Genomic DNA, 25,603 nt, shown 5'->3' with positions numbered 1-25,603 from the left:
TAAAGTTAATCTCCAAAAATACTGAATTGCTCCTGTTTTCCATAATATATTAGCTATAAACCCTGTTTGATAAAAAACAAAAACAAAGAAAAACTAAATACTATAAAATCTTTTGATAATATCTTGCCCCGGTCAGAAGTAACTATTTTAAAGCTAATTAACATAAACACATAGAATACTATAGAATTAATAAGATTGACCAAAACAAGATAATCCTATATATTTTCTTACTCATCAACAGATAAATTAGAGCTTGAGCAGAGACCCTCCCTGTCCAAGTCATATAGTCAACTTGAATAGAGTGAACCATAATTATTAACCCTTTTGCTAAAGTATCTGTATTAGCTCTACCAAAATCATCAGTTCTTAGAGGTTGCAAATAGTTTAATAGCAGAAAAAATGCAACTGTAAAAATAGATATAATCACAATCACAAAATATTTTTTCATAGATTTTAAGTAATTAATTATTTAGATATTATAAATAGTATTATAATTTATATAAATTAATAAAAGTTGATTTTTGAAATATCAAACATTAAGAAATGAAAATTTTGATAGAATCTAGATTGAGCACAGTGATATAATAAATAAGATAACTACTCACTATCAAGAAAACTAGCTTTTGGCTTTGCTTCTCTATTGAAAATATTTCGATGCTTTAATATTTCTTTCTTTTGTAACTCAGATTTCTGTGGATTTTCTTTATCAAACTTTTGTAAAAATCTATCTACTTCACTCACATACGCTCTATCTTTTTTATTATCAAACAAATGAGCTAAGCTCAATATAAGTTTCATCATACAATAACCTCTCTTAGATACTAAATTATAAATTGTCTTGTAGCTTGTGAGTAATTATACTAAACTATACACCAAAGTCACCAATAACATTAAGCTTTTAAGTATTAGCAGATTATGTTTAGTCAAAAACCAAAAATAATTGGTATATTTTTAATGTTCCTCAGTCTTACCATGCTTAGTCCTTTATTGGTTGACTATATATATGATGAAGATAATGCTTATCCATTTGTATTGAGTTTTACAGTAACATTTTTATGTGGTTTTTTGCTTTGGTTTATTTCGCGTAAATCAAATAAGAAACTGTCAAATAGAGATGGTTTTCTTAAGTTACACTCGTTTGGATGTTTGTAACAGTTTTTGGTGCAATACCATATATGTCATTTCCCGGTCTAAATCTATCTTTTACTGATGCAGTATTTGAGTCTGTTTCTGGATTTACCACAACTGGTGGTACTGTGATTGAAGGACTTGATAAACTTCCTCATAGTATTTTATTTTATCGTCAACAAACTGAATTTTTCGGTGGTATGGGTATTATTGTTCTATCAGTAGCAATTCTGCCTTTACTAGGTGTTGGTGGTATGCGGCTATATAAAGCAGAGGTATCAGGCCAATGGAAAGACGATAAAATCGTACCTAAAATCTCAAGTACTGCCAAAGCACTTTGGATGGTATATCTATTACTTACCTTTTTATGCTTTATCTCTTATCTACTTATTGGTGTAAAACCATTTGATGCGGTATGCTATACATTCTCAACAGTATCAACTGGCGGTTTTGCGCCTTCAGATGCGAGCATGACTGACAAACCATTTGGAATGCTTGTTGTATGTGCAATTTTCCTTTTTTTAGGTGCTACTAGTTTTAAAGCTCACTATATAGCTCTGTCAAAGTTTAAAATAAGTCACTATTTTAGAAATATTGAGTTTAAAGCATATTTCTATTTCTTGTTTTTTACCTCATTTATTGTATGTATCACCATGATTGCCAATACAAATGATCTTTCAAATATCTTCTCTACAATTACTAACAGTATCTTTCAGGTAATATCTATCAGTTCAAGTGCCGGCTTTGTTTCTGATAATAACTATTACTTATGGCCTAGCTTCTTGCCAATTATGCTAATGTTTATTGCTATAATTGGAGGTTGTGGCGGTTCCACTGCTGGTGGTCTAAAGATGATTAGAGCAATTCTATTTAAAGAAAAAGCCATACTTGAAGCTAAACGAGTTATACATCCACAAGGAGTTTTTACTATTAAACTAGGTGATATTCATATATCAGAACAAGCTCTTAATAGAGTTTCGGGATTTATTTCTGTTTATATTATAATTTTTGCTGGTGGTTGGCTAGCTTTGCTAGGTTGTGGCCTAGATATCACCACAGCGTTCTCAACAATTGCTACTACTTTGTCGAATGTAGGTCCAGGACTAGGTGATATCGGTTCAAATTTCAAAAACCTCCCTAAAGAAGCATTATGGATATGTGACTTTGTGATGATTGCTGGGCGTCTCGAGATATTTACAATCTTAGTGTTGTTTATGCCAGATTTTTGGAGACAATAAATATATTAAAGACCTCCAGACTCAACTAAATAAGATAAGCTACCAACCCTATCATACTCAATAGCATTTACATATGTGATAACTTTGTAGTCTATATTAGAATCTTTACCTTTACATTCTAGCTTTAATAACTCATTTCTACTAGATAGATAAGCTGTGAATGAACCAGTTTGGGTAATTTCGTCTTGTTTACCCTTTGTATCTGCAGTATAGATAAATTTACAGTCTTGGTTATCACCAATATATATATTTACAAGAAATTCAGTTGGTTTTTCATCAATAACATTAAAAATTCCGCGTGGCGCATTATCATAACGAAATCCAAAAATATTATATGCGGTTAACTTCTTTTTTGAATAGCCATGCTTTAGCAAAGGAAGTTCTCGAGCTTGATAACTATCAGTTGTACAACTAGTCACCAACAAAGCCATAAACATGGCTATAATTATTTTCTTAGAAAAAACTACTTTTGTTATTTTTGAACATATAGCTATAACAGAAATTTTAAAGACACTAGATAAGAGAATAAACTTAAAAAAACCAGGAGGCAATAATTTATAGTGATTTTTATTAGTATTCCTCAGTACCAACTTTCTTTTGTTGTTACTGTTTCTTATACTCATAGTAGTCTTTCATTGTTAAGCCTTTAGCTCTAAATTCAGCTTTCTCAGCTATCTCATCTAGACGCTTCTTAGAGTACTCAACATGCTCAGAAGAGTAGTCCTCAACTGGCTGACCTTGCAGGTTAAATCTTTGTTTAAGCTCAAAAACTGCCTTATGATAACGTGTATCACCAACATAACGACGTAATACATTTCTAAGCAAAATCTTATCAACTGGCACAAAGTGCTCATTTTGGTAAATTATTTCAATTTCTTCGCTTATACCAATTTTAAGTGGTTTTTTATTAATCGGATCAAAACATTTTGGAAAACGATGGCATAACCATTTAAATAATTTAGCCTCTTCTTTCTGCCTTTCTTTCTCAATATCAACGGTTACTAAGATTTCTTGAGTATCTTCAAGTTGTGGGTTTTGAAGTTCATCTACTATTTTATTATTTATTCTGTGACCATACTGTGGAATACGAATAAAAGAAGTATATCTCTCTTCAATTTTCTTAGCTGCTGTAGGCTTAGGAGTACTCTTGTTCTTTGAAATATTCTTATCTCTAGCTTGCTTCATTCTAGAAGTTTTTTCTTCTATCTTAGAAAAGCCACCCAACAAAGATTGTAATAGTGAAAAATCGTTTAATTTATTTCTACCTTCAGACATTTTTATTTTATTTAGTAGTTATGTAGGGAAAATCCCTTTGTACACTTGAGTTATATCGTACTACAAAACTAATATATTTAGCAAGCAATAAAACATCACTAATATTTTTTTACTATCAATATTAATTAATATTGACAATTTGCATAAATTACATATAATATCAATCATCTTTTGTGGCTATGTAGCTCAGTTGGTTAGAGCACAGCATTCATAATGCTGGGGTCACTGGTTCAAGTCCAGTCATAGCTACCACTCATTTTCTAGATTTAAAAACTTATTACTAAATCTCAATAACCATTGAAATTATTTTCCACTTCTCATTTAAGTTTGGGATATCCATATACTCTTCTGAAATTTTTCTAAATCCAATAGCTTCATAACACTTTATAGCCAATATATTAAAATCAAAAACTCTAATATTTATATTTTCTAAATTAAGGTTATTTTTAACATATCTCAAATACAAACTTATCATCTAGATAAAATTATTATACAATTACAGTTGTTACAAATATACATATTATTTTTTCATAAAATGGCACTAGAAAAATTTGAACTTGAATTAGTATCCTTTAAAGATATTACGGACAAAGTCAGACACTTTGTTTTCAAAAAAACAGATGATAAACCTCTTGATTTTATTGCAGGACAATTTATTACTTTCTTACTTACGGATCAAGAAGGCAATATAAAGCGTAGAAGCTACAGCTTAGGCTCATTACCTTCTGAAAATATGTTTTTAGAGATAGGTATGACTTATGTCGAGGGTGGTATCGCAACAGATACTTTTTTTAACATGAAAGTTGGTGATACAGCAGCTACAATGGGACCAGCTGGTAGATTAGTCCTAAAAGATGAAGAAATCAGAAAACTGATTTTAGTTGGTACTGGTACAGGTATTGTTCCATATAGAGCAATGTTTCCAGAGCTACTAGCAAAAGCTGATAGTACTGAGATACATATTCTTTTAGGTGTGCAATATCGCAAAGATGCACTTTACCAAGATGATTTTATCGAGTTTGCTAAAAAGCATCATAATATTCACTTTAAACTATGCCTAAGCAGAGAAACTCAAGATCTTAAAGATTATGAAATTTCAGGATATGTGCAAAACCAATTTGAAAAAATAGGTTTAGATCCGGAAAAAGATGTTGTTTATGTTTGTGGTAACCCAAACATGATTGATGAATCATATGAAATGCTTACACAAGCTGGCTTTAACGCTAAAAATATTCGCCGCGAGAAGTATATTTCTTCGAATTAAACTTGATAGTGTGGATAATTTAGGCTAGAATCGTTGAGCTATTCTAACTAAAAAGGATATGGTGCTTAGATGAGAGAGTCTAAGTGGCGATGTCAAATTATAAAAATAAGGAAACTATAAAATGAAACAAGAAATTCATCCAAAATACGCTGAAGTAACTGTAACTTGTAGCTGTGGTAACACTTTCGTTACAAGATCAACAGTTGGTAAAAAAGAAATGAACATCGATATCTGTTCAGAATGTCACCCATTCTATACTGGTAAGCAAAGAATCGTTGACACTGCTGGACGTGTTGATAAGTTCAAGAAGAAATTTGGCGGCATGAAAAAAGTATAATTGTTTTTTCATTTATCATAGCAAACTAAACCAGTCCTGTGCTGGTTTTTTTGTATCTTTTTTTTATTTCAAACCCAGAAATTAACCTAAAAAAATAGTGTTGGTTTTAATATTACAAGAGCATTGAGTACATCGACAAGCTCATTAACCAGTTGTCGAAATGCAACCTTGAAAACTAAGAATATAAGAGCTTTGGCAGGCTCAGCCAACTTGTTTTATAAAACTTTTATTGATTAAATCAAGAGTCTTTGAAAGAGCATTTAGCTAAACCACTATAAAAGCAATATAAACAGCCAATAATAGTCATTATAAACTCGTTTGACGAATCCTAATAAGATTAATACTTATATTGAGATACTTTACTTCGACTCGCTCATTAAACGAATTCAGTATGAGATTTTTATGATGAATTATCTATAAAACCATATTTGATAGTAGAAATTTTTATCAAAATTATACCATAACTAGCAACAACCCTTTAAAGACTCATAGTATTTATTGATATATTCATCTAAGGATATTTTATCATTAGTGACTAATTCTTTTTCTGCAGCAACAGATTGACTAGCTTGCTCTTTTAATTTAGTTGTAATTGCTGATGAAAGCTCATAACTTCTGAATTGTTGCGACACTTGGCGAGATATATCTAGGACAAAATTTTTATAACCATGCTGTCTAGCTAATTCTATTATTCTAGCTGAAGGTGTTTGCCAGACATCTAATACTTTACGCTTTTGTATTTCAACAGCATCTAAGTATTCTTTAGGCATTTTCTTAGCTACTGTCTCAATTTTATAAAATAGTTCTAAAGCATAATCTTTTAAAAGTATTTCACTATTATCATCAAGTTTTTTAAGCTTAAGTTGTGGATTACGCCCTTGTATTGCAACCGCAGTTAAATTTTGTTTTGCCTGTTTTATAATATTTTTATGATATTTTTTAGCATCTTTTTCTAGACAAGTCATCAACATTGCCTCAACAAAAAACGCTGTATCTCTACTTATACCCACTGGCTCAAATGGATCAACATCTAGAACTCTAACCTCGATATACTCAACACCGCGGTTATATAATGCACAAGCAGGTCTCTCACCTCTTTTGGCAATTTGCTTAGGTCTAATTGCACTGTAATATTCATTTTCTATTTGTAAAATACTATTATTTAGCTGTATCCTTTGCCCTTGAGAATTATAAAGACCTATACGTTTATAATCATCAAAGACATCATTAGTCGCTTGTATTAGATCTTTGACGTATGTCTTAACATTATCATATGATATTGCTAAATCTTTTTGTGCTTGGCTTGTATAACCAAGATCACTCATTCTCAAGCTAGTAGCGTATCTGCCAATATAAAACTCATTATCTAAAGCTAATAAATAATTAGTTTTATTCTTAATAGAAGTCTTAGCACATATAGGACTAGCACCGAAAAGATACGGTAATAGCCACATACACTCAAAATAGTTATTAAGTACATCAAAATAAATATCAGATGTTGATATTTGCTTTTTAGCTGCAATATTAGTAATTAAATCTTTATCAAAAGAAAAATTATAATGTATCCCAGAAATTATCTGCATTATTTTACCATATCTCGCAGATAATCCTTTACGATAGACACGCTTCATTCGCCCGGAGTTTGAGCTACCAAAATCTGCTTCCTGTATATCATTAACATTAGCAGACAACGGCATACTAGTATTGAGAATAATTTCATCACTGGACATATTCTCTAAAGTAAATGCCGAAAGTTGATATAGTTCATCAATTGCTTTATCTATACTATCATGTGGTTTAGTTATTATCTCAAGCAAATTTTCAGAAAAATCAACAGTAATACTGCTATTAGTCAATTTATGACCTAAACCGCCAGGATGATGAGAAGTTGCAAAGCTACCACAGTTAGTAACTCTTAAAGTTTCTCTCTCTATTCCACGCAGATTGTTTATCTTTTTGAAATCGTACATTATTATCCTAAATAAGTTTTTCACTAATGATTATAAACTAGTTAATAAATTATTGATCTAGTGTTTTTAAAGATTTCATCCTTGCTAATAGCAGCATAGTTACTAAGTAAATACATACTCCTATAAACACTATCAAAGCTATACTCTTGAGCCTACCAAACATTGATAATGTAATCCAATAACTATCACTTAGATTAAATAATTTTAATACCAAAATCATAGCTGCACTGGCAACTGTAATTTTAATAATTGTCATAAAAGGTAAATAAGTAACAATAAATAGTTTAAATTTAAAATCACAAAGTACCCAGAGTTGGATAAATAAATTTAGTAACGCCACAGATGAACTAGCTGATGCCAAATAGATAAAAGCATATTTATCACCACTAAAAAAATGCACAATAAATATATTTAAGCATATTGTCGTTATCAAACATATTAAACTTATGTAGAAAACTATTATTGTCTTATTTTGTGCATAAAGTGCCGAGACAATAACTCTAACCACTACAAAACAAAATAATGATAGTAAATATCCAAGCATTGCTAAATAAGTAAAATCAACATCATTTAAACTAAATTCACCATAATAAAATAATGAAATAACTATAGGCTTTGCTAGTACAAATAAACCAACTATAGCTGGGATTGTCACTAACAGTGTAAATCTTATAATCCATGCCAAAGTCTTAAAAAACTTCTGTTTATCCCTTTTGCAATCAATTAAATATGGAATCATCACCGTAGCTATCGCCGTACCAAAGACACCATACAAAAACTGATTGACTCTATCAGCATAATATAACCAAGCTAGACTTCCCGAGAATAAAAATGATGCAAAAAATGTCTCAACAAGTCCATTAATATGTAGTATTGCAGTACCAAGAAAAGCCAAAGGTAGTTTACACAAAAAAATCTTTGTGCGACTATCTTTGACTAAACAGATATTACTACTAAGATTAATTTTACCTATTAATTTTATAAGGCTATATCCACCAATAGTCACTTGAATAATACCGGCTAACAAAACAGCATAAGCAACACTATATATAGGTATACTACATTTCGGTGATATAACTATTCCTAAAATCATAACCACATTAAAAACTATTGGTAATAATGATGATAAAAGATACCTACTGTAGCTATTTAAAATTGCTGATATTACACCAATCACACCGTTAAAAAGTAGGTATGGTATCATTATTACAAACATACTTTTTATTAACGTCAAGACACTCTCATCATCAACTAGACCATATGCATAGATACCAACCCAGATATTACTAAATACTATCGCCAATAGTGTAACAACAAGCAAAAACAACGCTATAAAATATAAAATTGTTATAATAAAGTTTTTGTTTCTCTGATTAATCTTTCTATTTAGATATGGATTAATAATTTGTGTTAGCGTTCCAGATGATGTCACCTTACGCATAAACTCAGGGAATCTAAAAGCTACTAAAAATGCCTGTAACGATATACCACTACCAAAAAAGCTTGCTAATAGTAAATCTCTAACAAAGCCAAGTAGTTTTGATAAAAATAGAAAAATTGAAACAATTAAACTATTAGAGAAGAATTTTTTCATTTTTTAGTAAAATAGATAAGCTCTATTTAGAATCTGTCACACTCTTCCAATTACTTCTCAAACTTTGTTGCTCTTTATTAGCAAGCTCTAACTCTTGCTTTGATAATTTAATTTCAGATAATTTCTGTTGTGCTTGTTTAAGACCATTGTCAAAAATATCTGGCATACAGTACTCATTAAACTGGCTCCAGAATTTAAGTGCTGGATTTTTATATAGCTCAACAGCTTCTGCTAAATAAGCATATTTAGCTATTTTATTATCTGTCAAGTCTGCGATTACAACGAATGCTGGAGCATATGGCTGTTTTATTGCCTCGCGAGCATACTTATAAGCAATTTTATTATTACCTTTTGTCATATATGCTTTTGCTAGACCAGTTTCTACAGGAGAGATATGATGTAGCTCATATGCTTTTTGATACCATTCAATCGCAAAATCGGAACTCTTTGGTAAACCTGCCAAACCATTTAAATATGTATCACCAATTAGTGCTCTACCAATCGATATACAGTATGGATAGTTTTCTATAAAGCTTCTTTCATTATGCATTAGAAAAGCACTGCGTGCATCTAGACTACCATTGGCAATAGCCAACTTATACCACTTATAAGCTTTAGCAAAATTTGGTCCTGGAACCTTACCTGCTCTGACATAAAGGTTACCTAGCTGATTTTGCGCAATATCGTAGCCCAAATTAGCTGATTTTATGATATATTGTATGCCTTTTTTCTGATCGACATTAACATCATCTGAACCAAAGAAATATAACTCACCAATCAAATACACTAAATATGAGTATGATCTAGCACCTTCTGGATCTTTTGGCACACCATTTTTTTGATAAAAATTTACTGCCCATAGTGCATCTTCTAGAGCTACTTTATCACTTGAATCAAGCTGAACATTTGCTTCGGCTAGAAGCCCTGTTGCACGTGCGTCAGTTTTCAAATATGATTTACAAGACTCCAAAACTTTTTCATAATCTTGATTTACACCATCTTTATAACATTGCTCTAAAGTTGCATATGATGAACTAAAAAACAATACTGATAAAAAAGCAATTATAAATCTAGCTTTCATATATTTCTCTCCTGCAATACAAAAACATCAAGTGTCACATTTTTAAAAGTATAATACAATTTTACATAATATTTACAGAGATTTTTAGTAAAAATCGACCTGTCTACCTTGGGCTAGATATTTTATATGTATTTTAGTCGTATTTAGTGGCAAAAAACCTTTACCTTTGTCAGGCCATTCGATAAAACAGATATCATTTTGATTAAAATAATCACGCGCGCCTATCCATTCTAACTCTTCTGGATCAGCCAACCTATATAAGTCAAAATGATAAATATAAAATTCGTCGAACTTATAACTCTCAACTAGGGTATAAGTAGGACTTTTAACGTTGCCACTATAGCCATGTGCTTTGAGTATACCTTTGACAAATGTAGTTTTACCTGCACCTAAATCACCGTACAAATAAATAATTTGGCCAGGCTGTAGCTGTTTGGCATACTCTTTGGCAAATTGATACATTTGATCTTCATCATTTACTAGTATACTTTTCATAATGTCTTATAAACTCTCCTGCTAATACAAAAGATCCAAATACTACCGTGGCCGTATCTTTTTTTGATAGATAAACACTGCTTAGATCTTTGTTATAATCTACACGAATTATATGTTGTAATTTAAATTCTTGTTTTATCTTTTCAAGGTCAGTTGCTCTTTGATCTAGATATTTAAGGTCTATCACATCCCACTTATAGATATGCTCTTTAGCTATATTAAGCACTTCGCGTATGTCCTTACTTGCTAAAATACCAAATATTGCCTCATAACGAATCTTTCTGTCTGCAAATTTACTCTTTAAGAGTTCGAGCAAATGCCTAACAGAAGCGGGATTATGGCCAACATCAACAACAACATGACTGTTATTTAGCGAATCATTCTTTAGTATTGCGAACCTTGCTCTTGCTCTTATACCCTCAAGATTTGGAATATATGCTATCTGCATTCTATAAAAAAGATATTCTGCTATCCCCATGGCAATATTATAACTATGAGCAAAACACTGTTTTGAGCTATACTCATAGCTATTTTGATAAATTATTGCCCCTACTGTTTGTGCATACTCATAAACACTTTGTGGCATTTGTGAACCTAGAAAAAGCGGAACTTGTGACCTTGATATTCCAGCCTTCTCAAAACCTATCTTATCAAGAGTATCGCCCAATATCTCACAATGATCAAAATCAATATTTGTAATAGCTGTTATATCAGCATCAATTATATTTGCTGCATCTAATCTACCACCAATACCAACTTCTAAAATCAGATAATCAAGCTCCACTCTCTGCGAGTAGATACAAAGGCATAAAAAAGCAATCTGATAATACGAAAGGCGATATTTAGGTGTTAATTCTTCTAATCTCTCTAGTATCTCCAAAAGAACACTATCACATATCGGTTGTTTGTTTAATGATATTCTTTCATTAAATTTAAAAACATGTGGTGAAGTGTAACTTAAAACATTCTTATTATTTGTTACAAGAAGCTCTTCTAGCATAGCTACTGTCGTACCCTTACCGTTAGTACCAGCTATAGTTATAACTTTAAACTTCTTAGCAAAATTAAATTTATTAAGAATTAGTGATAAATCAAGAAGATCACAATAGAGAGCATCAGACTTAGCCATTAATTTAGCTATTTTAATTTCGATACTCATTTTTTTTAATTATGAAGTTAAACTTTTTGTTCAGACTTATATTCTAAAGGTTGAGAATAGTTTATTTTTGTAAGGTTAGGTATTAGTTTATCTATTAGTTTAGCAACTTCACTTCTTAAGTTTCTACGATCAACAATCATATCAACCATACCTTTCTCTACCAAAAACTCACTTCTCTGAAAACCTTCAGGTAGTTTTTCTCTTACAGTTTGCTCAATTACACGCGGACCAGCAAATCCAATCAAAGCTTTTGGCTCTGCAATATGGATATCACCAAGCATAGCAAGTGAAGCCGACACACCACCAGTCGTTGGATCTGTCAAAACCACCAAGTATGGTAGTTTAGCTTCTGCTAATTTTTGTAAAGCTGCACTAGTCTTTGCCATCTGCATTAGCGAGAACAATGATTCCTGCATTCTAGCACCACCACTTGCTGTGAAACAGATAAATGGTACTTTTTTCTCAATAGCAAGCTTGACACCTCTAACAAACTTCTCACCCACTACTGAACCCATAGAACCACCTAAGAACATAAAGTTAAACGCTGCAGCAACTACAGGAAAACCTTTAACTGTGCCTTCCATTACTACTAAAGCATCTTGTTCTTCAGTTTTCTTCTGTGCCTGAGCTAACCTATCCTTATAAGTTTTTGTATCTTTGAACTTAAGCATATCGACAGGTGAAACATTTGCAAAATGCTCTTTTGTACTATCTCTATCAAAAAATAGGTTGTGTCTATGTCTAGCAGATATTCTATAATGATAATTACAGCTTGGACATACTGACTTATTGTTATGCAGCTCTTCTGAATACAGAGTCACACCACAGTTAGGGCACTGACTCCAAACTCCAGATGGCATATCTTTTTTCTGTGCTTCTAAACCAAGACTTCTACCAATTACTCTAGTTAACCAACTCATTCTCAATCTCCTCCTAAATATTTAGATTAGATATATCTTAGCCGAAAATGTCAGTATCACTAAAGAAATATCTTATCTCTTGTGCTGCTGTATCTTCTGCATCTGAACCATGGACAGCATTTGCATCAATACTATCAGCAAAATCAGCTCTAATAGTGCCTGCTTTAGCTTCTTTAGGGTTTGTTGCCCCCATTAATTCACGGTTTTTTGCAATAGCATTTTCACCTTCTAAAACCTGTATCATCACAGGACCAGAAATCATAAACTCAACAAGTGCACTAAAAAAAGGTCTATCTTTATGTACAGCATAAAAACCTTCAGCTTCTGCTTTTGACAAATATTTCATTTTAGCTGCAATAATCTTTAATCCTGCTTTCTCAAAACGGCTATAGATCTCACCAATTACACTTTTCTCTACAGCATCTGGCTTAATTATAGATAAAGTTCTTTGCTTAGTCATTTAAAATTATTCTCCAATAGTTAATTAAGTCAAATTATAGCACTTTTATTCATGAAATATCAAAACTAGTGATTAATTATTAGAATTTTCGATAGCTGCCTGAATATAGGACTCAAACAATTTATGTCCATATCTTGGTGTAGAAGTAAACTCCGGATGTGCTTGACATGCTATAAACCATTTATGCTGAGGAATTTCGATAAGCTCCATTAATTTATTATCTTCAGATCTTCCTGAGAAAATCAAACCCGCTTCTTCAAGGCGCTCAACATAGTTACTATTTACCTCGTAGCGGTGACGATGTCTTTCGACTACTTCATCAGCTTGATATATGTCTCTGGCACGCGAGCCTTGCTTTAAGACACATTTATAGCCGCCTAGGCGCATTGTTCCACCTAAATCTGAATTATGTGTTCTTTGATGAACTGTACCATCTTCTGCTTGCCATTCTGTTATTAATCCAATTACTGGATTTGCTGTCGTTGGCTCTAGCTCACTAGAATGAGCATTCTTTATGCCTAAAATATTTCTAGCATATTCTATAACAGCCAACTGCATTCCTAGACATATTCCCAAAAAAGGAACCTGATTTTCTCTAGCATATTTTATTGAAGTTATCTTACCTTTAACACCTCTACTACCAAAGCCACCTGGCACCAAAATAGCAGCAACATCTTTGAAGTACGATTCAACATTACTCTCAATAACATCTTCAGAATCAACAAACTTTATTTTTACTTTGACACCTTTTTTATAGCCAGCATTATACAGAGCTTCATTTAGTGATTTATATGCCTCTGTTAATGAAACATACTTACCAACCATCGCAATAGTGATTTCACCTTTGACATTTCTAATAGTATTTACAACATTTTGCCATTCAGATAGATCAGCTTCTTTAGTATGTAATTTTAAAAGCTCAACAAGCTTTGCATCAAAACCCTGTTGATTATACTTAAGCGGAACTTCATAAATCGTATCAACATCTTCTGCTGTAAATATACAGTCCTGATCAACATTGGTAAACAGTGCAATTTTACGCTTTTCACTATCATCAAACTTCTTCTCACATCGACAAACTATTACATCAGCCTGAATTCCAATACCTCTTAACTCCTTAACAGAATGCTGTGTTGGTTTTGTCTTGAGCTCACCAGCAACTTTTATATAAGGTAAAAGAGTTAAATGCACAAATAGCGTTCTATTTCTGCCTAACTCTATTCTTAGCTGTCTAATCGCCTCTAAAAATGGTTGTGACTCGATATCACCAACCGTTCCGCCAATCTCAACAATTGCAACATCGACATCATCTGCAATCCCACTACAAATACGTCTCTTGATCTCATCAGTGATATGTGGAATTACTTGAATAGCAGCTCCTAGATAATCGCCTTTACGCTCTCTTCTTAAAACACTTTGGTAGACCTTACCTGTTGTGAAGTTATTTGCTTGAGTCATCTTATTGCGGATAAAACGCTCATAATGACCTAAATCAAGATCAGTCTCTGCACCATCTTCAGTTACAAAAACTTCACCATGTTGCAAAGGACTCATAGTGCCTGGATCAACATTGATATATGGATCAAGCTTCATCATTGTTACATTAAGACCACGACTTTCTAAGAGAGTAGCCAAAGATGCTGCTGTTACACCCTTACCAAGCGAGGATACCACCCCACCTGTGACAAAAATAATTTTAGTATTAGAATTCATTTGGACACATGAAAATATAAAAAATCATGGAACATAATGGTAACATTTTTCTAAAAATGTTACCATTATAAAATACAGTATTATTAGTTAACTTTTTACTAAATGATAAAAGATCACCGTTATATCATCATAACTAGATTACCATAACGTTAGAGTCCAACCTCTATCAAAACAAATGTGACAACTATAACGCAAAACGTTTTAAAATATTTAAAAAAATATTCAAGTAATTATGATTTTTATACTCATTTGCTAGTAAATACTTATAATCTAAATACACAACTCAATAAATAAATTTCACTAATGAGAAATTTCAGAAAAATACAAATGCCGGATACACTAGTGTATATTGTTATGTATAGCTATACTTGTAGCATTAGCTAGTTACTTTGTCCCTGTAGGTGTAAATTTGATGTAAAAAAGATTCAGTACTCCTTGATGGTCAGACATATTCAAGAAGTGTACTTATTGCAGATAGTTTTAGATACAAACTAGACTCTCAAGGTAATGCTAAAACAGCTCCTATTAAAATATTTGCAACTGAAAATGCTGAAAATAGAGGTTTTACAAACTTTATTTATAATGTTATTACCTTGGGCTCTAAAGATGGTGGTGTGGGTTGCTGTTATTGCTTTTTTACTAATTATTGGTGGCTCTTTTGATGTACTTTCTTCGGACAAAAGTAATTGATTAATCGATACTTCGTGTTGTTAATAAATTTCAAAATAATAAAATTGTCTTACTACCTGTTTTATGTTTTATCTTTTCTTTAGGTGGAGCTGTATTTAGTATAGGTGAAGAGACGATACCTTTTATTCTGCTTATTAGTACCTATTTTTATACTTATAAGTTCTGATGCTCTAACTTGTACTATGGTTATATACCTAGCTACTCAAATTGGTTTTTCAACTTCTTGGATGAATCCTTTCTCTATCATTATCGCACAAGGAATCGCCGAACTTCCAATCTTATCAGGAAGTCTATTTAGAAATAATCATATGGTTTATATTTACATTATCGATAAGTATCTTTACAGTCTTTTATACGTTAAAAATACAAAAGAAACCACAATCATCACCAAGTATATCTATGATAACTTTTATAGAAACTCAGATGAACATAGTCTTGAGCAAACTCAAAATATGTGTATCTATTCATGGCTAGTACTTGCTAGTGTAATAGTTACTATCGTATGTTTAGTATATGGTATTGTAGAACTTGGTTATTACATACCAGAGATTGTAACACCTTTTACAATCCTAGGGCTTTTAACTGGTTTGTTTGCAGTAATTGGTAAAGTAAATGGTATGACACTAAGCTTTACTATCAATGCCTTTAAAGAAAATGCTAAAGATATGCTACCAGTGCGTTTAGTAATTGGCTTTGCTTATGGTCTAATCTATCTGATAGGTGGCTCAAACCCCGAAGATTATACAATGCCTAAATACTATCTTACATTATGCATCTGAGACTATTTCTGGCACTAATCAGTATGTATCAACACTAGGAATGTTTTTCTTACAATCAATCTTTAACTTCTTTGTCACATCTGGCTCAGGTCAGGCGACATTGACAATGCCGATTATGTCGCCACTAGCAGATTTAACAGGGCTAAGCAGACAAATTGCTGTTTTAGGATTCTAGTTCGGTAGATGGCTGGACACATTGTTTAATGCCAACATTAGTAACACTAATGGCGATTTTAGGTATTGCAGAATACCTTATTAGTTTATGGCTAAAATTTATCTTTAAATTCTATCTGTATCTGATGACTTTAAGCTCTATTATAATAATTGTTGCTGTTTATATTGGTTATAAGTAATATTTTATTGTATGGACAAATTCTATATCTGTCACTATAATTCTTAAGACTGCTAATTTAGTCAATACAAGCTTTGTAAAATAAGTTGATTGATACTATTGAAACTATCAGAACTATAACCAAATTTCCCTTCAAATTTTGAAGGGGTGGCAATCTTTAGGTTGATGGGGGAGTTCTTAACCAACACTAATAAGTCATTATGGAATCTTTATATAGCTAAAAAAGATATATGTCAATCCAAGAGATACCGAATCAAGTCCGGAATGACTATTTTGAAAAATTCCCCTCCGCTAGAGGGGTAGCCTATAAGATTGGACGGGTCCAAAGATGATTGAGCATTAGAAATCGTTAACAGTTTATAGCATAAGCTCACTTTGACAAGCTCTATGGACTTATAAGTTTTAATACCAACTTTTTAACAAAAATTATTCAGAATTTATAGAATTAAGAAAAAATAAAAGAAAACTTACTTGATATACTTATTTATCAACTTAACAAAAGCCATTGGATCTTCTATCTTAGCACCTTCAACAAACATTGCTTGAAGAAGTAACAAGTTAGAGATATCTGCAAAGATTTCCGTATCAGCTTCATCTTTTAGTTTCTGCACTAAATTATGCTCAGCATTAAGCTCTAATATAGGCTTCATACCCATACCAGGCATAAATGTCTGTCCAGCTTCTTCCATCATCTTCTGCATGTGTAGACTCATGCCATAGTCATTAACAACCACACAGCTTGGAGAATCTGTTAGACGCTTAGATAGGCGTACATCCTCGACCTTATCTTTAAGAACTTCTTTAATCTCTTTTAGAACTTTCTCAAAATCTTTTGACTCTTTCTCAAATTTCTCTTTGTTTTCTGGAGTTTCAAATTTATCAAGATCAATATCACCCTTGATAATTGACTTCATATGCTTACCATCAAACTCAGTTAGAGTAGACATCATCCACTCATCGATTCTATCTGACATTAGGATTACTTCTATATCCTTCTTCTTGAATGCTTCAAGTTGAGGATTATTTGCAGCAGCCCTATAGCTACCAGAAGTAATATAGTAAATAGTATCTTGACCTTCTTTCATGCGTGAAATATAGTCAGCTAATGATACTGTTTGCTTAGAGTCACCACTTTCTGTAGTAGCAAATCTTAACAGCCCAGCAATCTTCTCTTTATTTGAGTAGTCATCTGAAACGCCTTCTTTAAGAACCTGACCAAAATTATCCCAGAATTTTTGGTATTTTTCCTTATCTTTACTAGTTAGCTTCTTAAGTTCGCTTAGAATTTTAGTAGTTATCGCTTTTTTAATCTTATCGATAACTTTATTATGCTGTAGTATCTCTCGTGATACATTTAGCGGTAAGTCAGCAGAATCTATTACGCCTTTTACAAATCTTAGGTATAGAGGTAATAGCTCCTTATTCTCCATAATAAATACTCTGCGCACATACAGTGATAAACCATAGTCTTTATCTCTATTCCAGAAATCAAAAGGTTTATTTTGTGGAATATATAGTAAGCTATTATACTCAAGGTTACCTTCAACTTTATTATGTATCCACATTAAAGCATCAGCAAAATCATGTGAAATATACTTATAAAACTCCTGATATTCTTCATAAGTTATTTCATCTTTTGATCTTATCCAAATAGCTTTAGTATTATTTACCGTTTCATATTCATCTTTGATAGTTTGTTTGCCATCCTTATTGTACTCAACCTTCTTCATCTGAATTGGTGTATTGATACAGTCTGAGTATTTATTAACTAAACCTTTAAGCACATGATATTCTAGCAAGTCTAAATGCTCTTTTTTGATATGAAGGATTATCTCTGTACCACGTTTTTCTTTAGTTATTGTTTCTACTGTAAAGCCATTTTGTGCATCAGAAACCCACTTAATAGCTCGCTCTTTATCTTGACCAGCTTTTCTAGTTCTAACAGTAACCTTATCAGCAACTATAAATGATGAATAAAAACCAACACCAAACTGACCAATAAGCTCATTATCTTTACTTTTATCACCAGTTAGGCTTTCTAAAAATTTCTTAGTTCCTGACTTTGCAATTGTACCAAGGTTTTCGATAACCTCTTCTTCAGTCATACCGATACCATTATCACTAATAGTAATAGTTTTAGTAGACTTATCAAAATCAATTTTGATTGCATAATCAGTATCACCTTCACTTAATTCTGCATTAGAAATATTCTCATATCTAAGCTTCTCTATAGCATCTGAGCTATTAGATACCAGCTCTCTTAGAAAGATTTCACGATTTGAATATAACGAATGAATTACAAGATGAAGTAATTTATCTACCTCAGTTTCAAAAGTATATTTTTTTTCTGACATTTATATAACCCTCTCTTGTTATACATTTATAAAGAATTCTAAACAAATAACTATATGAGAGTAGTAGCTAGTTTTTTCAAGTAATTTTTTACATTTATATTTACACACAAACATGCAAAAACTAGAAAAATTTATCAGAACAAAAGAATTATTTTTAAGGAATGAGATTTGAATAAAATACAAAAGAACTATTCTTCGTTGGCAGTTGCTTCAACTTGTGGTCTATCTACTAATTCGATATAAGCCATAGGTGCTTTATCACCGAACCTATAACCACACTTAAGAATTCTAGTATAACCACCAGCTCTTTCTACATAACGGGCACCAAACTCTTCAAAAAGTTTAGTCACCGCAGCTTTATTTCTTAAAAAATCAAAAGCTTGTCTTCTTAAAGCAACTGACTGAGCTTTAAACTCATTTGAACTAGTGTCTAGTTTGTTTCTTAACTTATGCTCTCTCTTAGCTAAAGTTACTAAAGGCTCAATGATTGTTCTTAATTCTTTAGCTTTTGGTAAAGTAGTTTTGATAACCTCATGATTAATCAAAGAAGCTGACATGTTCTTAAACATAGCTTTTCTATGACTACTAGTTCTACCAAACTTTCTACCTTGCTTACGGTGTCTCATAGTAATTACTCCTTTATAGTTAATATTATATGATTACTATATTGTTATCTTCCTTCAACTAGCTCTCTAAAATTGTCAATTTGGACACCTAGAGATAAGTTATTATCTATTAAAATTTGTTTGATCTCATTAAGAGATTTCTTACCTAAGTTAGGTATCTTCATAAGCTGTGATTCTGTATACTGTACTAAATCACCAAGATATTTAATGTTCTCTGCACGTAGACAGTTAGATGATCTAACAGTCAACTCTAAATCATCAATTGGCTTAAGAAGAATAGGATTAATATTAGAATCTATTAATACATCCCTTGTTTTACCATTACTAGGCACTCTAAGAGATACAAATACTGATATTTGCTCACAGAAATACTCTAAAACTTTCGTAACAGCTGCTAGTGGCTCCACAGTACCATTTGTCTTTACAAATACTTCCAGAGTTTCACTATCACCATTATCAAAAACGTCAAAAGCAACTCTCTTAATAGGATTAAAATCAGCATCTACAGCTATATCACCAATTGTCTCAAGTTCTGTTGGTATAGCAGATAGTATTCCTACATTTCTACCTACGTTTACAGTAGCAGTTAAGCTAAATGCTCGTGGGTTTGTCAAAGTAGCTATTAGCTGCTCTTTATTTATTATTTCCACACCCTGAGTTGTCTTAAATTCTCCAGCGGTAACTACGCCTGATTTATTTACAGATAGTTCCAGATCTAGTCTATCTATACCTTTATCAAGTTTTATCGCAACCTTCTTCAAATTAGAAACAATTTCAACAACATCTTCTTTGACATCTTCTAAAGTAGAGTACTCATGTAATACATTAGCGATGTTTACTTTAATTATAGATGCTCCTGATAGTGAAGATAATAAAATCCTTCTAATAGAGTTACCAAGGATATGAGCCATACCTTTTTCTACAGGAGAAAGTTGAACTTTATAACCAAAAGCTCCTAAATCTTCTTTAAGCTGTATATTAGGTACAAATTCCTGCTTTGAATTATTATTACTCACTAAAAAATCTCCTTGAAATAAGGCTATAAACGAGTCACTAAAAAATAATAATATAATTATTACTTAGAGTAAAGCTCGATGATTAATTGTTCATTTATGTCTGCCGATAACTCAGATCTATCTGGTGAAGATTTCATAGTACCTTCTAATGAATCAGTATTAACATCAATCCAAGAAAGCTCTTTTCTATGTTTAGCAAGTCCTACAGCATTTTGAATTCTTAGTTGTTTCTTAGCTTTTTCTCTAACTGCAACTACATCACCAGCTTTTACTTGAGCAGATGGAACATTGCAAGTATGTCCGTTTACTATGATACCTTTATGAACTACTAACTGTCTTGCTTCTGCGCGCGTAGCCGCGAAGCCCATTCTGTAAACAACATTGTCTAATCTTGACTCTAATAGCTCTAACAATGTAGCGCCAGTGTTACCTTTTCTTCTGCTAGCTTCGATATAGTATTTTTTGAATTGTCCTTCTAAAATACCATACATACGACGCACTTTTTGTTTTTCTCTTAACTGTAAACCATAGTCAGACAGACGCGCTCTTCTTGCTCCATGCTGACCTGGTGCAGTATTCATTCTGCATTTTTCATCGTTAGCTTTTACACCACTTTTAAAAAATAAGTCAGTACCTTCTCTTCTAGAAAGCTTACACTTTGGTCCTAGATATCTAGCCATTATTAAATTCCCTTTAAAATATTAAACACGACGTTTCTTAGGAGAACGGCAACCATTATGAGGTAATGGAGTCACATCTGTTATGCTTGTTACTTTTAAGTTTTTAGCATTTAAAGCTCTAACAGCAGAATCTCTACCTGAACCTGGTCCTTTTACTAAAACATCTACATTTTTTACACCATACTCAAGAGCCATATCAGCAGCTCTCTCAGCTGCAACCTGAGCAGCGAAAGGTGTACTTTTTTTCGAACCTCTAAAGCCACTACCACCAGAAGTTGCCCAAGATAAAGCATTACCTTGTCTATCTGTAATAGTTACTATAGTGTTATTAAAAGATGAGTAAATATGAGCAACCGCATCAGTCACTACTCTTTTTACTTTTTTCTTTGATGATCTAACAGACTTAGCCATATAATCTACCCTTTAATCTTATAGTTATAATTGTATTTACGCCTTAATTGGCTTTCTTGGACCCTTACGAGTACGTGCATTAGTCTTCGTTCTTTGTCCTCTTACAGGAAGGCTACGACGATGTCTTCTACCTCTAAAGCATCCTAAGTCCATAAGTCTCTTTATGTCCATAGAAACTTCACGGCGTAAATCACCTTCTACCGTAAATTTAGCAACCTCTGTTCTTAAAGATTCAACTTGCTCTTCAGTCAAATCTTTGATTTTAACAGTCGGATTTACATTGCAAGACTGGCAAATTTGTTGCGCTCTTGTTTTACCTATTCCATAAATTGAAGTTAATCCTATCACTGTATGCTTATGAACAGGAATATTAACACCAGCTATACGAGCCATCTACTTCACTCCTAATAATTATTCTTAATTTAGTTGCTATCTCATGCAATTTGTAACTTGCTAGGATAACTTTTTAAAAACAAATAATCAAGCTTTATTCTATACTTGACTGACTAACCTTGTCTTTGCTTATGTCTAGGGTCTGTACATATCACACGAACTACTCTGTTGCGTTTTATAACTTTACAGTTTCTACACATTTTTTTAACTGAAGCTCTAACTTTCATTATAATTTCTCCAAAATATCTCTCTATTTTTTCTTACCACTAAGATTTGCTTTCTTTAGTAAAGAATCATATTGTGTTGACATCATATGCGATCTAACTTGAGCCATAAAGTCCATCATCACAACTACTACAATCAGCAAAGACGTACCACCAAATGTGAATGATAATCCTTGGGCAAAGAACTTCACTACAAAAATTGGCAATAAACATATAGCTGTGATATACAGTGAACCAACCAAAGTTAATCTAGTCATAACTGCATCTATATACTTAGCTGTTTGCTCACCAGGTCTCACACCAGATATATAAGCACCTGATTTCCTTAAATTATCTGCTGTCTCTTTTGGATTAAATACTAATGAAGTATAAAAGAAACAGAAAAAGATAATTGTCGCAGCAAAAACTACTGTATAAACTATACTGCCTGGCTGCAACATTTCTACAATATCTGCTAACCAGCTAAGTGAGTTATAGTTAGATAACCATCCAAACAACACTCCAGGAACCATCAATATTGATGATGCAAAAATCGCTGGAATTACACCTGCCATGTTTAATTTTAGTGGTAAGTGACTAGTCTGAGCAGCAAACATTTTTCTACCCTGCTGTCTCTTAGCATAGTTTACTGTAATTTTTCTTTGAGCACTTTCCATAAATACTACAAATGCAATAACTAATAGTAGCAAAATTAAAAGCACCCATACAGACAAGTAAGATATTACATGCTGATTTGCTTGAGACAAAGTGTTTGAAATTTCAAACGGTAAGTTAGCAACAATACCTGAGAAGATTAGTAGTGAAATACCATTTCCCACACCTCTTTCAGTAATTTGCTCACCTAACCACATCAAAAACATACTACCTGTTGTAACAGAAACAATAGTTGTCAAATAGAATAACGCAATATTGTTTGTAGTTACCAAACCATCTTGATGTAATACAAATGCAACAATACCAAATGATTGTATTATAGCCAAAGCAAGAGTTAAATATCTTGAGTATTGAGTGATTTTCTTTTGACCAGACTCACCTTCTTTTTTTAGCTCTATAAATTTTGGATATACAGACGAAAGCATCTGAAAAATGATAGATGCCGAAATATAAGGCATCACACCCAATGCAAAGATACTCATTTGAGTAAGAGCGCCACCAGAGAACATATTAAACATACTCATCAAACCACCAGTCGATGAGTGTTGATTTGAAATAATCTCCACCAACTTAGTAGAATCTATATTTGGTATAGGAATATACACTCCAAGTCTAAATACCAAGATAGCAATAACTACAAAAATTAGTCTAGATTTTAATTCACCTGTTGTACCAGAAGCACTATTATACTTTGACATATCTTTAATCTTACTCTACTTTACCACTAGCTTTTTCTATAGCTTCTTTAGCACCTTTTGTACAAGCTATACCTTTTAATCTAAAAGCTTTTTGGATCTCTCCACTAGCTATTACTTTTACTGTCTTGATATCTTTTCTAATAAGACCAAAATCTTTTAGAGTATCTAATGTAACCTTATCAGCAACGACATTATTTAATTCATGAAGTCTGATCTCAACAACATATCTTTTAGATGCAGAAGTAAAACCAAATTTTGGTAGTCTTCTTTGTAAAGGCATTTGTCCGCCTTCAAAACCTACTTTATGATAGCCACCTGAGCGCGCTTTTTGACCTTTGTGACCTTTACCAGAAGTTTTACCTAAACCACTTCCGATACCACGACCTAGTCTTTTTGGAGAGCTCTTTGAGCCAGCAGCAGGAGCAAGTTTATTTAATTTCATTTTATACTACTCCTCTATCTTAACCATATAATATATTTTGTTAGCCATACCACGATTCTTAGGAGTATCTAGCACTTCTACTGTATGGTTAATTTTTCTTAGGCCCAAACCTCTAGCTGAAGCTATGTGATTTTCTTTACGACCAATTAGGCTTTTTACTAAGGTAACTTTAAATGTTTTAGCTTGAGTCATTTCTAATTACCCCTGAATCTCTTCAACAGAAAGACATCTTTTCTCAGCGATCTCTTCTGGTGATTTAATTTTTGCCAAACCTACAATAGTTGCTCTGACAACATTAGCTGGATTAGTTGAGCCATATGTTTTTGCTAAAACGTTGTGTACACCAACTGCTTCAAAAACAGAACGCATAGCACCACCAGCAATAATACCAGTACCCGCAGATGCTGGTTGCATGAATACTTTAGAAGCACCGTGATTAGACATCACAGGATACCACAATGTATCATTGTTTAAGTTTACTGACACCATGTTCTTTTTAGCGTTTTCCATAGCTTTTTGGATAGCAGCAGGTACTTCCCTTGACTTACCTCTACCAACACCAATTCTACCTTTACCATCACCAACAACAGTTAAAGCAGCAAAGCTCATAATTCTACCACCTTTTACTGTTTTTGAGTGCCTTTTAACACTAACTAACTTTTCAATCAGCTCTTCGTTTTTTTTCACTTCATTAGACATAATGAATAATCATCCATATTTTATTTGTTAAAACTGAAGACCATGCTCTCTAGCAGCTTCTGCTAAAGCTTTAACACGTCCATGATACTTATATCCAGATCTATCAAAAGCAACCTGTGAAATACCTTTTTCTTTACATCTATTAGCAATGATTTCACCTACAATTGCAGCAGATTCTACATTACCAGTATATTTACACTTTGCTTTAACATCTTTCTCTACAGTAGACGCAGCAGCCAATACAGTAGAACCATTACCAGAAATCACTTGTGCATAAACGTGTCTTGGTGTTCTATAAACACAAAGTCTAGTATGACCAAGCTCTCTTAGTTTAATTCTAGTACGCTTACTACGATTTAAACGAGCAGTTTTTTTATCCATAATTATCTATTCCTTACCTAACTACTTCTTCTTAGCTTCCTTCTTCACTACATGCTCATCTTCATAACGAACACCTTTACCTTTGTAAGGCTCAGGCTTTCTATATTCTCTTATCTCTGAAGCTACCTTGCCTAAAAGCTCTTTATCAGCACCTTTTAGAATAATTTCTGTAGGAACTGGAGTTTCAGCTATTATACCTTGTGGCAACTTGTATACTACAGGATGTGAGAAGCCTAAAGTAAGGTTAAGCTCGTTACCTTGTGCTTTAGCCCGATAACCAACACCAATAATTTTAAGCTTTCTTTCAAAACCTTTGCTAACACCTTCAGCCATGTTACTAAGTATTGCTCTTGCAGTACCAGACTGCGCAACAGCATTTTTACTGTTATTATTTGGTGTTATAGTTGCAACATTATCAGCAACATTAAAAGTCACATCAGTAGAAAAAGTCTTGCTTAAAGTTGCTTTTGCACCTTTAACTTCAACCTTATTACCAGCAGCAACATTGACCGTAACACCGCTTGGGATAGTAACAGGTTTTTTACCTATTCTTGACATATCAATCTCCTT

The 25,603-nt window shown here is 32.6% G+C and carries 31 protein-coding genes, 1 tRNA gene and 2 pseudogenes; 8 read left to right on the top strand and 26 right to left on the bottom strand.

All coding sequences use genetic code 11. From position 1 onward, the window contains the following. Positions 1-178: 178 nt before the first annotated feature. Entirely contained in the window at positions 179-448 is a 270-nt protein-coding gene (locus C9379_RS03270; RefSeq protein ID WP_318263330.1) for a DUF6056 family protein, read from the bottom strand. A 149-nt stretch (positions 449-597) separates the two neighbouring features. Next, positions 598-801 (bottom strand): CBU_0585 family protein, encoded by a 204-nt coding sequence (locus tag C9379_RS03265; RefSeq protein ID WP_143384899.1) that lies wholly within the window; start codon positions 799-801, stop codon positions 598-600. Positions 802-912: 111 nt separating this feature from the next. On the opposite strand from C9379_RS03265, the pseudogene C9379_RS03260 reads away from it, so the two are divergent. After that, positions 913-2,366 (top strand): annotated as a pseudogene (locus C9379_RS03260) (potassium transporter TrkG). Between the two features lie 5 nt (positions 2,367-2,371). On the opposite strand, the gene C9379_RS03255 reads toward C9379_RS03260, so the two are convergent. Both C9379_RS03255 and C9379_RS03250 read right to left on the bottom strand, forming a co-directional pair. Continuing rightward, positions 2,372-2,893 (bottom strand): FTL_1709 family lipoprotein, encoded by a 522-nt coding sequence (locus tag C9379_RS03255; RefSeq protein ID WP_425536917.1) that lies wholly within the window; start codon positions 2,891-2,893, stop codon positions 2,372-2,374. A 76-nt stretch (positions 2,894-2,969) separates the two neighbouring features. Beyond that, positions 2,970-3,641, bottom strand: coding sequence for a ProQ/FINO family protein (locus C9379_RS03250; RefSeq protein WP_143384898.1), 672 nt, complete (start codon positions 3,639-3,641; stop codon positions 2,970-2,972). A gap of 175 nt (positions 3,642-3,816) precedes the next feature. On the opposite strand from C9379_RS03250, the gene C9379_RS03245 reads away from it, so the two are divergent. Continuing rightward, a tRNA-Met gene (locus C9379_RS03245) sits at positions 3,817-3,893 on the top strand. 28 nt (positions 3,894-3,921) lie between these two features. Here the strand turns inward: C9379_RS03245 and C9379_RS03240 are convergent. After that, positions 3,922-4,074, bottom strand: a pseudogene (locus C9379_RS03240) (GNAT family N-acetyltransferase); the annotation flags it as partial. A gap of 102 nt (positions 4,075-4,176) precedes the next feature. Between C9379_RS03240 and C9379_RS03235 the strand changes: the two are divergent. Further along, positions 4,177-4,905, top strand: a complete 729-nt coding sequence (locus C9379_RS03235; RefSeq protein ID WP_143384896.1) for a ferredoxin--NADP reductase — start codon at positions 4,177-4,179, stop codon at positions 4,903-4,905. A 121-nt stretch (positions 4,906-5,026) separates the two neighbouring features. Then, positions 5,027-5,242 carry a 50S ribosomal protein L31 gene (gene rpmE, locus C9379_RS03230; RefSeq protein WP_143384895.1) on the top strand — a complete coding sequence of 72 codons (216 nt, stop codon included), beginning with the start codon at positions 5,027-5,029 and terminating at the stop codon, positions 5,240-5,242. Positions 5,243-5,706: 464 nt separating this feature from the next. Here rpmE and gshA read toward each other — a convergent pair whose 3' ends face one another. The 8 genes from gshA to pyrG all read right to left on the bottom strand — a co-directional run bounded on the left by gshA (position 5,707) and on the right by pyrG (position 14,634). After that, positions 5,707-7,212 carry a glutamate--cysteine ligase gene (gshA, locus tag C9379_RS03225; RefSeq protein WP_143384894.1) on the bottom strand — a complete coding sequence of 502 codons (1,506 nt, stop codon included), beginning with the start codon at positions 7,210-7,212 and terminating at the stop codon, positions 5,707-5,709. A gap of 49 nt (positions 7,213-7,261) precedes the next feature. Further along, the gene (murJ, locus tag C9379_RS03220) at positions 7,262-8,806 is read right to left on the bottom strand and encodes a murein biosynthesis integral membrane protein MurJ (RefSeq protein ID WP_143384893.1); all 1,545 of its coding nucleotides are present in this window, start codon (positions 8,804-8,806) and stop codon (positions 7,262-7,264) included. Positions 8,807-8,828: 22 nt separating this feature from the next. Next, a complete protein-coding gene (locus C9379_RS03215) occupies positions 8,829-9,887 on the bottom strand; it encodes a tetratricopeptide repeat protein (RefSeq protein ID WP_143384892.1) in 1,059 nt (352 codons plus the stop codon). 84 nt (positions 9,888-9,971) lie between these two features. Then, positions 9,972-10,382 (bottom strand): tRNA (adenosine(37)-N6)-threonylcarbamoyltransferase complex ATPase subunit type 1 TsaE, encoded by a 411-nt coding sequence (gene tsaE, locus C9379_RS03210; RefSeq protein WP_143384891.1) that lies wholly within the window; start codon positions 10,380-10,382, stop codon positions 9,972-9,974. Next, entirely contained in the window at positions 10,360-11,541 is a 1,182-nt protein-coding gene (locus tag C9379_RS03205) for a bifunctional folylpolyglutamate synthase/dihydrofolate synthase (protein ID WP_143384890.1), read from the bottom strand. The genes tsaE and C9379_RS03205 overlap by 23 nt, the downstream gene beginning before the upstream one ends. Positions 11,542-11,558: 17 nt before the next feature. Continuing rightward, entirely contained in the window at positions 11,559-12,461 is a 903-nt protein-coding gene (gene accD, locus C9379_RS03200) for an acetyl-CoA carboxylase, carboxyltransferase subunit beta (RefSeq protein WP_143384889.1), read from the bottom strand. Between the two features lie 37 nt (positions 12,462-12,498). Then, entirely contained in the window at positions 12,499-12,921 is a 423-nt protein-coding gene (gene ndk, locus C9379_RS03195) for a nucleoside-diphosphate kinase (RefSeq protein ID WP_143384888.1), read from the bottom strand. Positions 12,922-12,993: 72 nt separating this feature from the next. Next, a complete protein-coding gene (gene pyrG, locus C9379_RS03190; protein ID WP_143384887.1) occupies positions 12,994-14,634 on the bottom strand; it encodes a CTP synthase in 1,641 nt (546 codons plus the stop codon). Positions 14,635-15,180: 546 nt separating this feature from the next. Between pyrG and C9379_RS03185 the strand changes: the two genes are divergently transcribed. The 4 genes from C9379_RS03185 to C9379_RS03170 are packed head-to-tail and all read left to right on the top strand — an operon-like array spanning position 15,181 to position 16,278. After that, complete coding sequence (locus C9379_RS03185; protein ID WP_318263328.1) at positions 15,181-15,324, top strand: hypothetical protein; 144 nt, start codon at positions 15,181-15,183, stop codon at positions 15,322-15,324. A gap of 7 nt (positions 15,325-15,331) precedes the next feature. Next, the gene (locus tag C9379_RS03180; protein WP_318263352.1) at positions 15,332-15,490 is read left to right on the top strand and encodes a hypothetical protein; all 159 of its coding nucleotides are present in this window, start codon (positions 15,332-15,334) and stop codon (positions 15,488-15,490) included. A 16-nt stretch (positions 15,491-15,506) separates the two neighbouring features. Continuing rightward, the gene (locus C9379_RS03175) at positions 15,507-16,103 is read left to right on the top strand and encodes a transporter permease (RefSeq protein WP_425536913.1); all 597 of its coding nucleotides are present in this window, start codon (positions 15,507-15,509) and stop codon (positions 16,101-16,103) included. Beyond that, positions 16,045-16,278, top strand: coding sequence for a hypothetical protein (locus tag C9379_RS03170; RefSeq protein WP_318263326.1), 234 nt, complete (start codon positions 16,045-16,047; stop codon positions 16,276-16,278). Before C9379_RS03175 ends, C9379_RS03170 begins: the two co-directional genes overlap by 59 nt. Before the next feature lie 644 nt (positions 16,279-16,922). Here the strand turns inward: C9379_RS03170 and htpG are convergent. The 13 genes from htpG to rplF all read right to left on the bottom strand — a co-directional run bounded on the left by htpG (position 16,923) and on the right by rplF (position 25,591). Then, complete coding sequence (gene htpG, locus C9379_RS03165; RefSeq protein WP_143384886.1) at positions 16,923-18,809, bottom strand: molecular chaperone HtpG; 1,887 nt, start codon at positions 18,807-18,809, stop codon at positions 16,923-16,925. 188 nt (positions 18,810-18,997) lie between these two features. After that, positions 18,998-19,435 carry a 50S ribosomal protein L17 gene (gene rplQ, locus C9379_RS03160; protein WP_143384885.1) on the bottom strand — a complete coding sequence of 146 codons (438 nt, stop codon included), beginning with the start codon at positions 19,433-19,435 and terminating at the stop codon, positions 18,998-19,000. A 44-nt stretch (positions 19,436-19,479) separates the two neighbouring features. Beyond that, positions 19,480-20,451, bottom strand: a complete 972-nt coding sequence (locus C9379_RS03155) for a DNA-directed RNA polymerase subunit alpha (protein ID WP_143384884.1) — start codon at positions 20,449-20,451, stop codon at positions 19,480-19,482. 59 nt (positions 20,452-20,510) lie between these two features. Continuing rightward, positions 20,511-21,131, bottom strand: a complete 621-nt coding sequence (rpsD, locus tag C9379_RS03150; RefSeq protein WP_143384883.1) for a 30S ribosomal protein S4 — start codon at positions 21,129-21,131, stop codon at positions 20,511-20,513. A 21-nt stretch (positions 21,132-21,152) separates the two neighbouring features. After that, positions 21,153-21,542 carry a 30S ribosomal protein S11 gene (gene rpsK, locus C9379_RS03145; RefSeq protein WP_143384882.1) on the bottom strand — a complete coding sequence of 130 codons (390 nt, stop codon included), beginning with the start codon at positions 21,540-21,542 and terminating at the stop codon, positions 21,153-21,155. A gap of 36 nt (positions 21,543-21,578) precedes the next feature. Further along, entirely contained in the window at positions 21,579-21,935 is a 357-nt protein-coding gene (gene rpsM / locus C9379_RS03140; protein WP_143384881.1) for a 30S ribosomal protein S13, read from the bottom strand. A gap of 113 nt (positions 21,936-22,048) precedes the next feature. Beyond that, positions 22,049-22,162 carry a 50S ribosomal protein L36 gene (gene rpmJ, locus C9379_RS03135; RefSeq protein WP_003017816.1) on the bottom strand — a complete coding sequence of 38 codons (114 nt, stop codon included), beginning with the start codon at positions 22,160-22,162 and terminating at the stop codon, positions 22,049-22,051. A gap of 23 nt (positions 22,163-22,185) precedes the next feature. Then, a complete protein-coding gene (gene secY, locus C9379_RS03130; RefSeq protein ID WP_143384880.1) occupies positions 22,186-23,511 on the bottom strand; it encodes a preprotein translocase subunit SecY in 1,326 nt (441 codons plus the stop codon). Positions 23,512-23,521: 10 nt separating this feature from the next. Beyond that, on the bottom strand, positions 23,522-23,953 hold the full coding sequence (gene rplO, locus C9379_RS03125; protein ID WP_143384879.1) for a 50S ribosomal protein L15: 432 nt from the start codon (positions 23,951-23,953) through the stop codon (positions 23,522-23,524). Positions 23,954-23,959: 6 nt separating this feature from the next. Continuing rightward, positions 23,960-24,145 carry a 50S ribosomal protein L30 gene (gene rpmD / locus C9379_RS03120; RefSeq protein WP_143384878.1) on the bottom strand — a complete coding sequence of 62 codons (186 nt, stop codon included), beginning with the start codon at positions 24,143-24,145 and terminating at the stop codon, positions 23,960-23,962. A 6-nt stretch (positions 24,146-24,151) separates the two neighbouring features. Beyond that, a complete protein-coding gene (gene rpsE, locus C9379_RS03115; protein WP_143384877.1) occupies positions 24,152-24,652 on the bottom strand; it encodes a 30S ribosomal protein S5 in 501 nt (166 codons plus the stop codon). A gap of 27 nt (positions 24,653-24,679) precedes the next feature. Continuing rightward, complete coding sequence (gene rplR, locus C9379_RS03110; RefSeq protein WP_143384876.1) at positions 24,680-25,033, bottom strand: 50S ribosomal protein L18; 354 nt, start codon at positions 25,031-25,033, stop codon at positions 24,680-24,682. Positions 25,034-25,054: 21 nt separating this feature from the next. Continuing rightward, positions 25,055-25,591 carry a 50S ribosomal protein L6 gene (rplF, locus tag C9379_RS03105; RefSeq protein WP_143384875.1) on the bottom strand — a complete coding sequence of 179 codons (537 nt, stop codon included), beginning with the start codon at positions 25,589-25,591 and terminating at the stop codon, positions 25,055-25,057. Positions 25,592-25,603: the final 12 nt, after the last annotated feature.

The organism is Francisella-like endosymbiont (assembly GCF_003069505.1).
In the GTDB taxonomy this organism is placed as follows: domain Bacteria; phylum Pseudomonadota; class Gammaproteobacteria; order Francisellales; family Francisellaceae; genus Francisella.
This window is presented reverse-complemented; position numbering and strand designations above follow the sequence as displayed.

Excerpts from the sequence above, each read along its gene's own strand:
- C9379_RS03270 (WP_318263330.1), bottom strand. The coding sequence starts at position 448 with ATGAAAAAATATTTTGTGATTGTGATTATATCTATTTTTACAGTTGCA.
- C9379_RS03265 (WP_143384899.1), bottom strand. The coding sequence starts at position 801 with ATGATGAAACTTATATTGAGCTTAGCTCATTTGTTTGATAATAAAAAA.
- C9379_RS03250 (WP_143384898.1), bottom strand. The coding sequence starts at position 3,641 with ATGTCTGAAGGTAGAAATAAATTAAACGATTTTTCACTATTACAATCT.
- C9379_RS03235 (WP_143384896.1), top strand. The coding sequence starts at position 4,177 with ATGGCACTAGAAAAATTTGAACTTGAATTAGTATCCTTTAAAGATATT.
- rpmE (WP_143384895.1), top strand. The coding sequence starts at position 5,027 with ATGAAACAAGAAATTCATCCAAAATACGCTGAAGTAACTGTAACTTGT.
- gshA (WP_143384894.1), bottom strand. The coding sequence starts at position 7,212 with ATGTACGATTTCAAAAAGATAAACAATCTGCGTGGAATAGAGAGAGAA.
- murJ (WP_143384893.1), bottom strand. The coding sequence starts at position 8,806 with ATGAAAAAATTCTTCTCTAATAGTTTAATTGTTTCAATTTTTCTATTT.
- C9379_RS03215 (WP_143384892.1), bottom strand. The coding sequence starts at position 9,887 with ATGAAAGCTAGATTTATAATTGCTTTTTTATCAGTATTGTTTTTTAGT.
- tsaE (WP_143384891.1), bottom strand. The coding sequence starts at position 10,382 with ATGAAAAGTATACTAGTAAATGATGAAGATCAAATGTATCAATTTGCC.
- C9379_RS03205 (WP_143384890.1), bottom strand. The coding sequence starts at position 11,541 with ATGAGTATCGAAATTAAAATAGCTAAATTAATGGCTAAGTCTGATGCT.
- accD (WP_143384889.1), bottom strand. The coding sequence starts at position 12,461 with ATGAGTTGGTTAACTAGAGTAATTGGTAGAAGTCTTGGTTTAGAAGCA.
- ndk (WP_143384888.1), bottom strand. The coding sequence starts at position 12,921 with ATGACTAAGCAAAGAACTTTATCTATAATTAAGCCAGATGCTGTAGAG.
- pyrG (WP_143384887.1), bottom strand. The coding sequence starts at position 14,634 with ATGAATTCTAATACTAAAATTATTTTTGTCACAGGTGGGGTGGTATCC.
- C9379_RS03185 (WP_318263328.1), top strand. The coding sequence starts at position 15,181 with ATGCTGAAAATAGAGGTTTTACAAACTTTATTTATAATGTTATTACCT.
- C9379_RS03175 (WP_425536913.1), top strand. The coding sequence starts at position 15,507 with ATGGTTATATACCTAGCTACTCAAATTGGTTTTTCAACTTCTTGGATG.
- htpG (WP_143384886.1), bottom strand. The coding sequence starts at position 18,809 with ATGTCAGAAAAAAAATATACTTTTGAAACTGAGGTAGATAAATTACTT.
- rplQ (WP_143384885.1), bottom strand. The coding sequence starts at position 19,435 with ATGAGACACCGTAAGCAAGGTAGAAAGTTTGGTAGAACTAGTAGTCAT.
- rpsD (WP_143384883.1), bottom strand. The coding sequence starts at position 21,131 with ATGGCTAGATATCTAGGACCAAAGTGTAAGCTTTCTAGAAGAGAAGGT.
- rpsK (WP_143384882.1), bottom strand. The coding sequence starts at position 21,542 with ATGGCTAAGTCTGTTAGATCATCAAAGAAAAAAGTAAAAAGAGTAGTG.
- rpsM (WP_143384881.1), bottom strand. The coding sequence starts at position 21,935 with ATGGCTCGTATAGCTGGTGTTAATATTCCTGTTCATAAGCATACAGTG.
- rpmJ (WP_003017816.1), bottom strand. The coding sequence starts at position 22,162 with ATGAAAGTTAGAGCTTCAGTTAAAAAAATGTGTAGAAACTGTAAAGTT.
- secY (WP_143384880.1), bottom strand. The coding sequence starts at position 23,511 with ATGTCAAAGTATAATAGTGCTTCTGGTACAACAGGTGAATTAAAATCT.
- rplO (WP_143384879.1), bottom strand. The coding sequence starts at position 23,953 with ATGAAATTAAATAAACTTGCTCCTGCTGCTGGCTCAAAGAGCTCTCCA.
- rpmD (WP_143384878.1), bottom strand. The coding sequence starts at position 24,145 with ATGACTCAAGCTAAAACATTTAAAGTTACCTTAGTAAAAAGCCTAATT.
- rpsE (WP_143384877.1), bottom strand. The coding sequence starts at position 24,652 with ATGTCTAATGAAGTGAAAAAAAACGAAGAGCTGATTGAAAAGTTAGTT.
- rplR (WP_143384876.1), bottom strand. The coding sequence starts at position 25,033 with ATGGATAAAAAAACTGCTCGTTTAAATCGTAGTAAGCGTACTAGAATT.
- rplF (WP_143384875.1), bottom strand. The coding sequence starts at position 25,591 with ATGTCAAGAATAGGTAAAAAACCTGTTACTATCCCAAGCGGTGTTACG.